Source organism: candidate division KSB1 bacterium, assembly GCA_034505495.1.
In the GTDB taxonomy this organism is placed as follows: domain Bacteria; phylum Zhuqueibacterota; class Zhuqueibacteria; order Residuimicrobiales; family Krinioviventaceae; genus Fontimicrobium_A.
This window is the reverse complement of sequence record JAPDQV010000001.1, coordinates 1-14470: the sequence shown is the minus strand read 5'-3', so window position 1 is coordinate 14470 and position 14470 is coordinate 1. Positions and strand designations below refer to the sequence as shown.

9 protein-coding genes and 2 tRNA genes are annotated in these 14470 nt (G+C 51.0%); 9 read left to right on the top strand and 2 right to left on the bottom strand.

The window, feature by feature from the left end; all coding sequences use genetic code 11:
- Positions 1 to 4: 4 nt before the first annotated feature.
- The gene (gene gyrB / locus ONB24_00055; protein ID MDZ7314495.1) at positions 5 to 1930 is read left to right on the top strand and encodes a DNA topoisomerase (ATP-hydrolyzing) subunit B; all 1926 of its coding nucleotides are present in this window, start codon (positions 5 to 7) and stop codon (positions 1928 to 1930) included.
- 71 nt (positions 1931 to 2001) lie between these two features.
- Complete coding sequence (gene gyrA / locus ONB24_00050; GenBank protein ID MDZ7314494.1) at positions 2002 to 4428, top strand: DNA gyrase subunit A; 2427 nt, start codon at positions 2002 to 2004, stop codon at positions 4426 to 4428.
- Between the two features lie 177 nt (positions 4429 to 4605).
- Here gyrA and ONB24_00045 read toward each other — a convergent pair whose 3' ends face one another.
- Complete coding sequence (locus ONB24_00045) at positions 4606 to 7095, bottom strand: patatin-like phospholipase family protein (GenBank protein MDZ7314493.1); 2490 nt, start codon at positions 7093 to 7095, stop codon at positions 4606 to 4608.
- 252 nt (positions 7096 to 7347) lie between these two features.
- Here ONB24_00045 and ONB24_00040 point away from each other — a divergent pair, with 252 nt between their 5' ends.
- From ONB24_00040 to ONB24_00025, 4 genes are all read left to right on the top strand, one after another.
- Positions 7348 to 7902 (top strand): biotin transporter BioY, encoded by a 555-nt coding sequence (locus ONB24_00040; protein ID MDZ7314492.1) that lies wholly within the window; start codon positions 7348 to 7350, stop codon positions 7900 to 7902.
- Positions 7903 to 7957: 55 nt separating this feature from the next.
- Positions 7958 to 8031, top strand: a tRNA-Lys gene (locus ONB24_00035).
- A 6-nt stretch (positions 8032 to 8037) separates the two neighbouring features.
- Positions 8038 to 8110: transfer RNA gene (locus ONB24_00030), tRNA-Lys, on the top strand.
- Positions 8111 to 8198: 88 nt separating this feature from the next.
- Complete coding sequence (locus ONB24_00025) at positions 8199 to 9095, top strand: glycosyltransferase (GenBank protein ID MDZ7314491.1); 897 nt, start codon at positions 8199 to 8201, stop codon at positions 9093 to 9095.
- An 8-nt stretch (positions 9096 to 9103) separates the two neighbouring features.
- Here the strand turns inward: ONB24_00025 and ONB24_00020 are convergent, their stop codons facing one another.
- Positions 9104 to 10840, bottom strand: a complete 1737-nt coding sequence (locus tag ONB24_00020) for an NAD+ synthase (GenBank protein ID MDZ7314490.1) — start codon at positions 10838 to 10840, stop codon at positions 9104 to 9106.
- Positions 10841 to 11060: 220 nt separating this feature from the next.
- On the opposite strand from ONB24_00020, the gene rfbB reads away from it, so the two are divergent.
- The 3 genes from rfbB to wecB form a co-directional block, all read left to right on the top strand.
- Positions 11061 to 12065, top strand: coding sequence for a dTDP-glucose 4,6-dehydratase (gene rfbB / locus ONB24_00015; GenBank protein ID MDZ7314489.1), 1005 nt, complete (start codon positions 11061 to 11063; stop codon positions 12063 to 12065).
- 12 nt (positions 12066 to 12077) lie between these two features.
- A complete protein-coding gene (locus tag ONB24_00010; protein MDZ7314488.1) occupies positions 12078 to 13400 on the top strand; it encodes a nucleotide sugar dehydrogenase in 1323 nt (440 codons plus the stop codon).
- Positions 13401 to 13451: 51 nt separating this feature from the next.
- The coding region (gene wecB / locus ONB24_00005; protein MDZ7314487.1) for a UDP-N-acetylglucosamine 2-epimerase (non-hydrolyzing) at positions 13452 to 14470 on the top strand (1019 nt) is incomplete at its 3' end.

Here is a 14470-nt window from a genome sequence, read left to right as displayed (position 1 = left end):
GAATATGAATCAGAACACTCCAGCTCCGGAAACCTATGATGCCAGTCAAATCCAGGTCCTTAAGGGTCTGGATGCCGTGCGCAAGAGGCCGGCCATGTACATCGGCGATGTATCGGTACGCGGACTGCATCATCTCGTATACGAAGTTGTCGACAACAGCATTGATGAGGCGCTGGCCGGTTTTTGTACTGAAATCGAAGTCGTGATGTGCCGTGACGGAAGCATCATTGTCGAAGACAACGGTCGGGGCATCCCGGTCGACGAACACCCGGAGTACGGCAAGTCGGCGCTGGAAATCGTCATGACGGTTCTCCATTCGGGAGGCAAGTTCGACAAAAAAGCCTACAAAGTGTCCGGGGGACTGCACGGCGTCGGCGTTTCGGTCGTCAATGCGCTGTCCGAGTGGCTATGGGTGGAGGTGGCGCGGGACGGAAAGGTATGGCGTCAGGAGTATTCGAGAGGCGAGCCGACCACACCGGTTCGCGTCGTCGGCCGCCGGAAATCTACCGGCACCAAAGTCGGTTTTTTGCCCGACGGCGAGATCTTTAAAAAACGCAAATTCAGTTTCGAGCTTTTATCGGAACGCCTGCGCGAGCTTGCCTTTTTGAACAAGGACCTCAAGATCTCCATTCGGGAAGAGGCGACAGGCAGAGAAGAGGTCTTTCGCTATAAAGGCGGCTTGGCGGCGTTCGTTGAATATCTTGACCAAAATCGCGACTCGCTGCTGCGCAAGCCGATCTATTTTTCCGACGAGCGGGAAGGCGTTAGCGTCGAGATCGCCATCAACTATACCGACAGTTACGTTGAAAACACCTATTCTTACGTTAACAACATTCACACGGTGGAAGGCGGTACGCATCTGATCGGATTTAAAACGGCGCTCACGCGCACGTTAAACAGCTTTGCCCTTAAGAACAAACTGCTAAAGAGCGATGATCCTCCGCTTACGGGCGACGATGTGCGCGAGGGTTTGACCGCGGTGGTCAGCGTCAAAGTGGCGGAACCGCAGTTCGAGGGTCAAACCAAAACGCGCTTGGGCAACAGCGAGGTGCGAGGCATCGTCGAGTCGATCGTCAACGAACGGCTGATGCGCGAGTTGGAAAACAATTCGGCGCAGGCCAGACGGATCATCGAAAAGTGCCGGCAGGCGGCGCATGCCCGTGAAGCAGCGCGCAAAGCCAAGGAGCTCACCCGTCGCAAAAGCGCTTTGGAAAGCGAAGGTCTGCCGGGCAAGCTGGCGGACTGCTCGCTGCGGGAAGCGGAACGAACCGAGCTGTTCATCGTCGAGGGCGATTCGGCAGGCGGCAGCGCCAAGCAGGGACGCGACCGTCGTTTTCAAGCCATCCTGCCTCTGCGCGGAAAAATTCTCAATGTCGAAAAAGCGCGCATCGACAAAATGCTCGGTAATGAAGAGATCCGCACTATCGTATCTGCTCTGGGTACCGGCATCGGCAGCGCCGACTTTGACATCGAAAAATTGCGCTACGGCAAAATTATCATCATGACCGACGCCGACGTCGACGGCCACCACATTCGTACCCTGCTCCTGACCTTCTTTTTCCGCCACATGCGGGAGATCATCGAAAAAGGACGGCTTTTTATTGCCCAACCGCCGCTTTACCGCGTTAAACACGGCAAGGATGAGTACTATCTCTACGACGACGACGAAAAGGAAGAACTGCTTAAGAAATTGAACAAAAACGGTCAGGAAAAGATCGAAATCCAGCGCTACAAAGGCTTGGGTGAAATGAATCCCGAGCAATTGTGGCGCACAACGATGGACCCGCTTAATCGGACCATGCTGCAGGTGACCATTGATGAGGCTTTTGAGGCCGACATTCTTTTTTCCAAACTGATGGGCGACAAGGTAGAGCCGCGCCGACAGTTCATCGAAGAAAACGCCAAATACGTGCGCAACTTGGACATTTGACCTTGGACTTTTGACATTAACCTACACGGTTTCGCCAAGCCGGTCCGAAACGAATATAATGCAGGAACATCATGGAACAGGTCAATGAAAAGATCATTCCGGTTTTAATTGAAGAGGAGCTCAAGAACTCTTATATCGACTATTCGATGTCGGTTATCGTGGCTCGGGCTTTGCCGGACGTGCGCGACGGCCTCAAACCCGTCCATCGTCGGGTTCTGTACGGAATGTTGGAACTGGGGCTGCGGCCTACGGCGGCCTATAAAAAGAGCGCGCGTATCGTCGGCGAGGTGCTCGGCAAATACCATCCTCATGGCGACAGCGCCATTTATGATGCCATGGCGCGCATGGTACAGGACTTTTCTCTGCGTTATCCTCTGGTGGACGGCCAGGGGAACTTTGGCTCCATTGACGGAGATTCGCCGGCAGCGATGCGCTATACCGAAGCTCGGCTCGCTCCCATTGCCGAAGAGGTACTGCGCGATATCGACAAAGATACCGTCGATTTCGTTCCCAATTTCGATGATACGCTGCAGGAACCTTCGGTGCTGCCTTCGCTGCTGCCGACCCTGGTGGTCAATGGGTCGTCCGGCATCGCCGTGGGTATGGCGACCAACATCCCTCCGCATAACCTCAGCGAAGTGGTCGACGCGCTGGTCGCGCTGATCGATCAACCCAATCTCAAGGCCGAAGCCTTGCGCAAGTACATTCAGGGGCCGGACTTTCCGACCGGCGCCATGATTTTCGGCGACGAGGAGATCGACGAATATTTCAAAACTGGACGAGGCAAGCTCATTGTCCGCGCAAAAGCGCATTTTGAAGACATGCGCGGCGGCCGCGAACGGATCGTCGTCACTGAAATCCCCTATCAGGTCAACAAAGCCGCGCTTTTGGAGCGGGTGGCCGAGTTGGTGCGCGAGAAAAAGCTCGACGGCATCACGGAAGTGCGTGACGAATCGGACCGCGAGGGCATGCGCATCGTATTTGAATTGCGCAAAGACGTCTCTGCCGAAAAGATCCTCAAAGCCCTCTATGCCCACACTCAGATGGAAAGCACGTTCGGCGTCATCCTTTTGGCCTTGGTCGATGGTCAGCCCAAGGTCCTTTCCATGAAGGACATGCTGACCGAGTTCATTCGCTTTCGTCACGACGTCGTATTACGCCGCAGCCGTTTCGAACTGGACAAAGCTGAACGCCGCGCCCATATTTTGGAAGGATACATCATTGCACTGGACAATATCGATGAAGTAATCGCAATTATTAAAAAGTCCAAAACGGTGGATACGGCGCGCACCAATTTGATGAAGCGTTTCAAGCTTTCTGAAATTCAGGCGCAGGCCATTTTGGATATGCGCCTGCAACGGCTTACCGGCCTGGAGAGACAAAAGATCGAACAGGAGTATCGCGAGATCATTCAACTTATCGAGCGTTTAAAGGCTATTTTGGCCAGCAGAGCGCTGCGCATGCAGGTCGTCAAGGAAGAACTGATCGAGCTGAAGAAAAAATTCGGCGACCCCAGACGGACGCAGATTATTGGTAAATCCCAAGTAAGCAAAAGCATCAAAGAGTTGATGCAGGAAGAAGAATTCATCATTACCCTCACTCACGACAATTGGATCCGGCGCTGGTCCCAGGCTGATTATCTGCATGAACAGCAAGCTTTAAAGGCGGAGAGAAATAAGGATTTTGTTGAAAGAATCTTTGTTTCGACCAACAGTCGGCACCTTTTGTTCTTTACCGATTTGGGCAATTGCTATCCTTTGCGCACCAGCTTTATCCCGATGGTTTCCCCCGAAGGCAACGGCACGCCGTTAGCGCGTCTTTTCTCACTACAGAATGACGAAAAGATCATAGGAGTGATCGAAACCAAATTCGAAGAGGGAAAATTCGTGTTTTTGGCCTGCCGTGACGGTCAAGTCAAGAGAGTTCAACTGGCTTCGCTTTCCAAACCCAAAGAGGGCGGTTTGTCGGTCATTTCGCTCAAAGAAGGGGAACGAGTGGCGGGCGTTGTGGAAACGAGCGGCGAGGACGAGATTGTCCTGGTAACGGCTGGCGGATTTGCAATACGTTTTTCCGACCAGGAAGTTCGCGATACCGGATTGGCGGCAGGCGGTATGCGCGGAGTTACGCTTGAGGACGGTGATAAAGTGATTGCGCTGGTTAGAGTGGCGCGACCGAACGGTTTTCTGGTCACCATAACGCAGCGCGGATATGCGAAACGGACGCCTTTAAAGGAATATGCCCTGATTCATCGCGGCGGCAAGGGCGTCATTACTCATAAAATATCCGATAAAACCGGCACGATCGCAGCGGCTTTGGAAGCCGATGAAAAGACAATGCTTCTCATTATCTCTAAAAGCGGAAAAATGAAAAAGATCAAGGCTTCCGGCCTCAAAGTCGCCAATCGTGCGGCTGTCGGGGAGGTAATTATTGCTTTGGCACAAAAAGATGTTATAGCCAAGCTCTTGATTGCACCGGAAGAGTCGTTAAAGAAAGCCTGAGTCGGCAAAAAAGACGGCAAAAAGAGGCTGTTTTGTTCGGCAGCAATTCAATTATCAGCCGGTCATAGGATCGAAGCTTTCGGGGGATGATAACTCAATGATATAGGAACGACGCGATCAAGCACCAGATCTTGATGCGTCGGCCTATAGAAAAGGCCTTCTTTAACACTTGCCTTATTAGAACTCAAATCCGGCAGAGAAATGCAGCATTGGACTCTGTCTAGAAGCTTTGGCAATTGTAAGCTGTAGAGGCCCGGCAGGCGTCTTGACGGCTGCTTCGACCGCAAAGCCGGTAATGAAATCCGATCGCTGCACCGACTCGAAGCGGTTCCAAGCCGCTGCGGTATTGAACTGAACGGCCAGGTAGAAGGGCATTGAAGCGAGGCGGCAGCATTCTCGGCGAAGTTCGGCGCCGGCTTGGAACATCTGTCGCCCCCAAAGTTGCCCTTCGTAAAGTCCGGGAAACGAGCTGCGCCCGCCGATGCGAAACTGCTCGGAATAGGGCGTGGTCATGTCCGAGGTCCCCCAAATGATTTTCGGCGAAAAAGTCCAGGCTTTGCCGATGGGATTGTGGGTGGAAAGCTGATTCATGACTTTAAAAAAAGAGATATCCGCACCCAGAAATCGGCCCGAAGAAATTTCATAAAAGAAGACATGATGTTTGCCGCTGTGTGCAAAAGGGACTTGATCGCGAGTATCGACCACGGTCTTGAACCCCAGCGTATTGATGCGCAGGCTGCCTGTGTCATAGCCGTAGCCGCCCAGCGGATCCAAATCGATTTCCTCCATGCGCAGCAAAGCCGACAAGGCGCCGAAGCGGGCGATCTGTCGCCCCAGCTCTGCATCCATTCCTGAAGCGATGCGGAGGTATCTTCCGGTTCGGCGAAGCTTTTCATAAGCAAAGTATTCGGATTGATAATGATGAAAGTTGACGCGCGCGGTATATAGGCTTTGAAATATCTGATCTGCCGTATAGCCGATGAAGGTTTTAAAATCCTTTCCGCCGTACTGCAGATGAATCGTCAAATCATTGCCGGTACCGTTAAAGTTTTCATCCGCCAGCTCGCCAAAGATTTTGGCGCCGCGGTCGGTATCCACCCTTACGCCGGTAAGCAGCATGGTCGAAGGCCTTTCCTGGAGGCGGAATTCCACTCGATGAAGATTTTCACGGCTATTTACGTAGAGATTAACGGCGCGGAAAAGTCCTGAGGCAAAGATGTTTTCCAGGCTGGTGCGGGCGCGGTCGAGTCGGAAAAACTCGCCCTGATGAACGGCAAGCTCACGATCGACGACATAGCGTTTGGTCTTTTTCAAGCCGGTTATGGAAAGCTCATGGATCAGTCCTTCGGACAGATAGACGGCAGCGATTCCTTGTTCTTTGTCAAAAACGACACGGTCAATTCGCGTCAATGAAAAACCTTTTTCGCGATACTGAGTAAGAAGGCGAGCAACGGCATTTTCCATACGGCGGCTGCTGTAGGGACGCCCCAATGCTTCGGCAAAAGCATTTTTCAAAGAATCCTGCGGAAAAATTGAAGCACCGTAAATGACGATATCCTTGAGAATGGGATTCTCTTCGGCGTGAATAATCAAAACGGTGTGCTCGTCTTTGCGCACCAGATCAGCAGACAATCTTTCATAATCTCCGGAAGCAAACAGCCGGTGAAGGAGATAATTGATTTCACTCATGCTCGTGGAGAAAGGAAAATCTCTTTCAATCTCTTCTTGAGCTCTTGAAGCGGGGTTTGCCCATTTAATCTCATCGATTAGCACAATACTGTCGCGCTCGGCAAAGCTTCGCTGCACCAGCAGCCGGCGGATTTTGGGAATTTGTTCCCGCATTCTGTTAACGCCTTCTTGAAAAAGGCTTTCCATGGCGGCATAATTGGAAGAGTGCGAGGCCACATCGGCAAAGGAAACGACTATGTCTGCGAGTTCGAGCTGACGCCGATTTTGTTCCTGCTGCATGATTGTTGTAATTTGATCGGCAATTTCCCATGGTGCGTTGATTTCATCGCGGGGCCGTAAAGGCGAAGTGGTATCGACGGCAATCACCAAATCCGCCCCGGCGCCACGGGTTTCGTTTACCGGGATGTTGCTGACCACGCCGCCGTCGACCAAAAGGCTCTGACCAAGCTCGACAGGGGCAAACAACAAAGGCAACGCAATAGTGGCGCGCATGGCTTGTGCCAGATCGCCCTGCTTCAAAAGCACCTGGGAACCGGTCAGCATGTCGGTTGCGGCAATGACAAGCGAACAACGAAGACGATCGAACGAGTCGCCGTGAATGGGCGCATTGAGGATCAGCTCGGTAAAGATTTGGGTGATCTTTTGGCCCGGAGTTAAGGCGTCAGGAACGACGAGATTGCCGTTTTCTATACGGAATTTTAACAGCGCGCGGCCATGCTTTTCTTTTTCGCTCAGAAAAAGGTTGGACCTTTGCGGTGCATCCGACAACACCGAGCCCCAGTCAACGGTTCGCGCCATTTCGAGAAGGTCGGAGGGAGAATAACCTGACGCATAGAGTCCGCCGATGACGCCGCCTATGCTGGTGCCGACGATGACGTCGACGGGAATGTCTTCTTGTTCTAATACCTGTAAAACGCCGATTTGGGCAATGCCGCGCAAGCCGCCGCCGCTGAGAGCAAGTCCGATTTTGGGCCGCACGGCAACTTTGACGGGCGGAAGTCCGTATGGCGAATGAACAAAACAATAGTGAAGGTCAAATCTGTGAAGAAGCTTTTCGGATGCAATGGAAGGCCGGACCAGTGTCAGCGCCAAAAAAAACAGGAGAAACCTTGTATCCTTACGTCCGAAAGGTGCAAATAGTCGTACGAACTTTATCATGTTTGCTCTAATTTTGAAAAAATGTAGGCAAGGATAAGAGTAAATGCAAGGCGAAAGTGGAAATAAAAAAGTATGGGTTGGTTCGTTCGCATGATGGTTCTTTCCGGGCTTATGACTGCCTTGACGGCGGTCGGTGCTTGGCTTAAAATTCCTTTCTATCCGGTACCGATGACCCTCCAAACGCTGTTCACGCTTTTGTCGGGCTCCCTTCTTCCCCCTAAATGGGCTGCGGCAAGCCAATGCGTTTATCTGCTGTTGGGATTATTGGGACTACCGGTGTTTGCCGGAGGCGGCGGCCCTCATTATTTATTGCAACCGACGTTCGGTTATCTCATCGGTCTTCCGGTCCTTGCTTATTATTCTTCCCGTATATTTCAACGCAATCTGCGATTTGTTTCCTTGACAATTGCTTTGTTAGGCCTGCAGATCATTCACCTTTTGTTTGGTTCCCTGTGGCTGAAAGCCGTTTTCGATTTCATTATTCACCAAAAGTTAGGTTGGGATCAGGCGTTGAAAGCCGGAACGATTTTTTTCTTTCCATCCGCATTGATAAAGGCAGCAGCCGTATCAATGCTCTACCCAAAGTTGAAGCAAAGAATGCGGCAGACTATTCGAATAGAACGCTAAAACAGCGGATTTTTATTGCTTAAAATCTGAAATATTTTTATATTGTTATCCGCCGGAAGGCGTAGCTCAGCTAGGTAGAGCAGCGGCCTTTTAAGCCGTCGGTCGTGGGTTCGATTCCCGCCGCCTTCACGATTTGCACCCATAGCTCAACAGGTAGAGCAGCTGACTCTTAATCAGTTGGTTCGGGGTTCGAGTCCCTGTGGGTGCACTTGTTTTTTCTCTTTACCGTTCCTTTACCGGCGTACGCTCCAGCAATAATCCGACCTTCATGTATATCCCAATCCAAACGAGGAACTATGAGCTCTGAACCTTTGGTCTCTGTTATCATACCCTCCTATAAAAACAAAGAATATATTTTCGATGCCGTTTCCTCAGTTCTTAACCAAGAAACCGAATTTGAATATGAAGTCATTGTTGTAGATTCAAGCGGCGACGATACGGCCTCGCTCTTGCGCGATCGTTTTCCCCAGATTCGCGTCATTGAGCTGCAGCAACGTGCTTTCCCGGGTACGGCAAGAAATTACGGGATTCGTGAAGCCAAAGGGCAATTTTTCTCTTTCACGGATGCAGATTGCATTGTCCATAGGCATTGGTTGAAATATTTGGTTGAATCGCACCGGCGCGGTTATGCAGTCGTCGGCGGCCGGGTAAAAAATGGGACTTCGTGGAGTCTGTGGGGAACGATCGATTATTTGTTGGAGTGCAGTGATCTTTTAAAACCTTTTGAAACAACCCGCAATTCCCATTTTGGTACCGGCAATCTGAGTCTGAAGCGGGAAATCGTTCAAAAATACGGTCTTTTTATTGATCAAATCAAAGGCAGCGACAGTATCTATTGTCGAATGCTCAAAAAGAACGGCGAAACATTGTTTCATCAACCCAAAGCGGTTATCTGGCACCGCAATCGAACGCGACCGTCAAAGATCTTTAAGAATCAGTTTGAACTCGGATACGGTGCGGCATTTAATCGCAGGAAATACCAATTGAAAGGCAAAGTTTTTATTGACTATCCGGTCTTGATTGTCCTTTTGCCTTTTGCACGCATGGCCGCCATCGGATTTCGGCTGCTGCGCTACAGCCCGTTTGATTTTCTCAAATTTGTGTTGGTGAGCCCGCTCACCTTCCCGATTCTGTGCTATTATGCTTACGGATTTGTCAGGGGGAGAGCGGACGTCTTGAAACAAAATCTCTAAAAGCGCTGCTAAACACGATAAAGATTAGTGATCGGCATACGTCGGTCCTTGCCGAAAGCCAACGGCGTGATCTTGATGCCCGGAGCAGCCTGGCGGCGTTTGAATTCGCTCATATCCACCATTTTGGCTACACGACGCACCGTTTCCTCATCGAACCCCTCTGCAACAATTTCCTGAACGCTTTTCGACTGCTCGATGTATTTTTGTAAAATTTGGTCGAGCAACGGATAAGGAGGTAAGGAATCCTGATCCGTCTGATTCGGCCGTAACTCGGCGGAAGGAGCCTTTTCGATTATTGCCCGCGGGATAAGATCGAACCCAGCGCGACGATTTCGGTATTCCGCCAGCCGATACACCATCGTTTTGAAAACGTCCTTCAGCGGCGAAAAGCCGCCGGCCATATCGCCGTAAATAGTGCAATAACCGACGCTGACCTCGCTCTTATTGCCGGTAGTGAGGGCCAGGCAACCAAACTTGTTCGAGATCGCCATCACCAGATTACCGCGAATTCTTGCCTGCAGGTTTTCTTCGGTAATGTCCGGTTCCAGGCCTTTAAAGGTTTCGCTTAAAAGCTCCAAATAGCTCGAAAATATCTTTGTGATGGGAAGCTCGAGCAATTGAATGCCGAGATTTTCAGCAAGCTTTTTTGAATCTTGGACGCTGCCGATTGAACTGAATTGCGAGGGCATGGTAATGCCGATGACGTTTTCCGCACCTAAAGCATCGGCGGCCAGTGCCGCAACCAGCGCCGAGTCGATGCCCCCGCTCAATCCCAAAACCACCTTCCGAAAACCGTTTTTACGCACGTAATCTTGAAGTCCGAGTACGAGCGCTTGGTAAATCTCCTCTTCATCGTCGGCAATGGATTTCATTGTTGCCTTCGGCAAGGGTACAGGCCGGTCAATCTTTGACGACAGGGTGATCGTTTTCCAGGCTGCGAACGGCGATTTAAAGGAAGCGGCCATGTTAACGAAATAGTTTCCTTTTCTTTTTTCTTCGACCGCCTCCAAGGCGATGTCGCAAAACATCAGATCCTCTGCGAAGGAGGCCGCTTCCTGCAAAATTTCGCCGTCCGGCGAGACGAACAGGCTGGACCCGTCGAACACCAGCTCGTCCTGGCCGCCGACGAGATTAACATAGACGATATAAGCCTGACAGAGCTGCGCTTTGGACTGCAGCAACCGGCGGCGCGTTTCAATTTTCCCCAAAGAGTAAGGAGAAGCAGAAATGTTCAGCAGTATGGGCGCTCCGCCTTGGAACGCCTCGCTTTCGACGACGCCTGCAGGGATCCAGATGTCTTCGCAGATGCTCAGCCCTATTTTAACCGTGTCGACCTGCAGCACCATCGGCTCGCGTCCGGGTTCGAAATAGCGCTCTTCGTCGAAAACGCTGTAATTCGGCAAATGGATTTTACGGTAGACAGCCTGCACGCGGCCTTTCTGTAGAACTGCAGCGCTGTTGTAAAGAAACTGATCATCCTGATCGACAAATCCCGCAACAACGACCATCTCCTCAGTGGCGGCGGCAATTTCCTGCAGAATGCGCAATTGGTCGGCAACAAAATGTTTTCGCAATACCAGATCTTCAGGAGGGTAGCCCGTCAATGCGAGTTCCGGAAAAGCAACCAACAGGCAGTTGTTTTTCTTTGCTGTTTCGAGGATTTCGAGAATTTTGCGACGGTTTCCTTCAAGATCGCCGACGGCCGCATTGATCTGCGCTGCGGCTATGCGTAGATTTTTCTGCATAAGCACTCACCAGTTACTATTTATGGAAGAATTTAATGATTTTCAGGAATATGACAATAAGAAACCATTAATAGAAAAATGGCAAAAAGGTTGCAGTAAAAGAAGCAATATTCAAGTTGACTTTATAGCGCCGCCTTTGTACATTTTCAGGGTTTACAAGTTATCCTGCCTGATGTTATTGCGATAGGCAGAAAATAAAATCAAGTTTGGGAAATAGGAGATGACCACTTTCCTTGTCACCGGCGGAGCGGGCTTTATCGGCAGCAATTTCATTCGTTACCTCTACCAAAAATACGGCGATATTTCGGTCATAAATCTCGACAAATTGACCTATGCGGGCAATCTGGACAACTTGCGCGACATCGAGAAAAATCCGACTTATCATTTTGTTCACGGCGATATATGCAATGCCGAACTGGTTAACTCGCTGATGCCGAACGTCGACATTGTAGTAAATTTTGCTGCGGAAAGTCATGTCGATCGCTCGATTGGTAGCCCTGATGATTTCATCAAGACCGACATCTACGGGGCTTTTGTGCTGCTTGAGGCTGCTCGACGGCACGGCGTCCGCAAATTTGTGCAAATCAGCACGGATGAAGTCTATGGAAGCATCACCTCCGGTTCTTTCAAAGAAACTGATGTGCTGGAGCCGTCCAGTCCGTACTCCGCTTCAAAGGCGGGAGCAGATCGCTTGGCGTATTCATATTTTGTAACATATAACCTGCCGGTGATCATCACTCGCTGCTCCAATAATTTTGGCCCCTACCAATATCCTGAAAAGCTCATCCCTCTATTTGTTACCAATGCCATTGAGGACAAACCGCTGCCGATCTACGGCGATGGCAAAAATGTACGCGATTGGATCTACGTACTTGACCATTGTGATGCCGTTGATTTTTTGATTCAACACGGGCAGAATGGTCAAGTCTACAACATCGGCGGCGGTAACGAGCGGATGAACATCGAAATTACCGACTTTATCCTCAAAGTGCTCGGCAAGCCCGAAAGCTTGAAGACTTTTGTAGAGGATCGGCCCGGCCATGATCGCCGTTATTCCGTGGATACTGCCAAAATCCGCTCTCTGGGCTGGCAGCCGAAACACTCTTTCGAGGAAGCCATGAAATTCACCATTCAATGGTATGTAGAAAACCGGTGGTGGTGGGAAAGGCTCAAGAGCGGCGAGTTTCTTGAATTCTATAAAAAGCACTATAAACGTGAATTATGAGACGGAGGCGGTATGGAGCTGAAAGAAAAGCTGCAGAACAAGACGGCAAAGATCGGCGTCGTGGGCTTGGGTTATGTCGGCTTGCCTCTGGCGGTAGAGTTTGCTCACAAAGGTTTTTGGGTGCTGGGCATCGATGTAGATGAAAGGAAAATCGACAACCTTAAAAAAGGCGTTAATTATATTGCCGATGTGGACGATGCCAAGCTCGAGAAGGCGGTGCGCGAAGGAAAACTGGAAGCCGAAACCTCATACGATCGCGTTTCCGAGCTGGACGTGATCTATATTTGCGTGCCGACCCCTTTCACCAAGAATAAAGAACCCGATATCAGCTATATCGTCGACTCGGCTGAGGCCATCGCCAAAGGACTTCGATCCGGCCAGTTGATTATTCTTAAAAGCACGACGTTTCCCGACACCACGGAGGGGATCGTTCAGCCGATTTTGGAACGGACGGGATTAAAAGTGGGCAAGGACTTTTTTCTTGCCTTTTCTCCCGAGCGCATCGATCCCGGCAACAAGCAGTTTACGACCGCCAACACACCGGTCGTTGTGGGAGGTGTGACGCCGTTGTGCACCGAGATGGCCTGCCTTGCCAATCAGCAGATCATCAACAAGGTGGTACCGGTTTCTTCACCCAAAGTCGCCGAGATGGAAAAGCTGTTGGAAAACATCTTTCGCAGCGTCAATATCGCATTGGTGAATGAGATGGCGCGGCTTTGCGACCGCATGGGCGGCATCGACATTTGGGAGGTGGTCGAGGCGGCGGCAACCAAGCCCTACGGGTTCATGCCGTTCTACCCAGGGCCGGGCATCGGCGGCCACTGCATTCTGATCGATCCTTATTATCTTTCGTGGAAAGCGCGTGAATATGACTTTCATACTCAATTCATCGAATTGGCGGCGGAAACCAACGAAAACATGCCGTTTTACGTGCTCGGCCTTATTCGCCGTGCTTTGAGCCATGTCGGCGTGCCGTTCACAAAAGCCAAAGTATTGATTCTGGGCGTTGCCTTTAAAAAGAATGTGGACGATACGCGCGAATCGCCGGCTTTGAAGATTATGGAGTTCCTTATGCAGCGCGGCGTTTCGGATATTTCATTTAATGATCCCTACGTCCCGCATGTTAAAGTCGACGGCCGCGATTTTTACTCCATTGAACTGACACCGGAAACTCTGCAGGCTCCGGATGTGGTGGTCATCACTACGGATCATTCGGTCTATGATCCGGAGTTTATCGTCAAGCACGCGCGCGCCATCGTCGATACCCGCAACTTGACCAAAAATATCAAAAACAACGAAAAGATCACCAAGCTCGGTTCCGGAGTGCGTTTTTAGGACACATCATTTATGATCGTTGCCAACGTTGTGGGGGCGAGACCAAATTTTATGAAGATCGCCCCTATCCATCGTCGTATGCTCGGCTCCAAAAAGCTGAAGCCCCTTCTGATTCATACCGGCCAGCATTATGACGAAAAAATGTCAAAGGCTTTTTTTGAGGACCTACAGCTGCCTGAACCGGACATTTATTTAGGCGTCGGATCGGGTTCACATGCCCGTCAGACGGCCGAGGTCATGATCCGCATCGAGCAGTTTGTTGAGGAAAAAAAGCCCGATCTGATGATCGTGGTCGGCGACGTCAATTCGACGCCTGCCGCGGCTTTGGCTGCCGTCAAGATGGGGGTGCCGGTCGCTCATGTAGAGGCCGGTCTGCGCAGTTTTGACCGCACCATGCCGGAAGAGATCAACCGCATTGTAACGGACGCAATTTCCGATCTGCTGTTCGTCAGCGAACCCAGCGGCGTTGAAAATCTCAAACGGGAAGGCGTGGCTGACGACAAAATCTATTTTGTCGGCAACGTCATGATCGATTCGCTGATCGAACATTTGCACAAAGCTGCGGAACTCGACGTGCTGAATGAAATGAAAGTGGAGGCCGGCAACTATGCTCTGATAACCCTTCACCGGCCTTCGAATGTCGACAATCAGGAAGTGCTGCGGCAGATTTTCAGTGCGCTGGCGGAGATTCAGCAGCAGCTGCCGATCGTATTCCCTATTCATCCGCGCACGCGAAAGATGATCGCCGCTTTCGGAATGGAGAAATGGGTTAATGAGCTGACGAACCTTCGCATCGTTGAACCGTTAGCCTACCTTCCCTTCCTCCGTCTGATGAGCTGTGCCAAGGTGGTGCTCACCGATTCGGGCGGTATTCAAGAAGAAACAACTTTTCTAAAGATCCCCTGTCTGACGATGCGCGAGAATACCGAACGCCCGATAACCGTGACCATGGGGACGAACCGATTGGTGGGAATGAATCCCGAGGACATTTTGCGCGGATTTGCCGAAGCGATGAACGGCTTTGCCGCCAAGGCGGAAGTGCCGCCGCTGTGGGATGGGCTTGCTTCGCA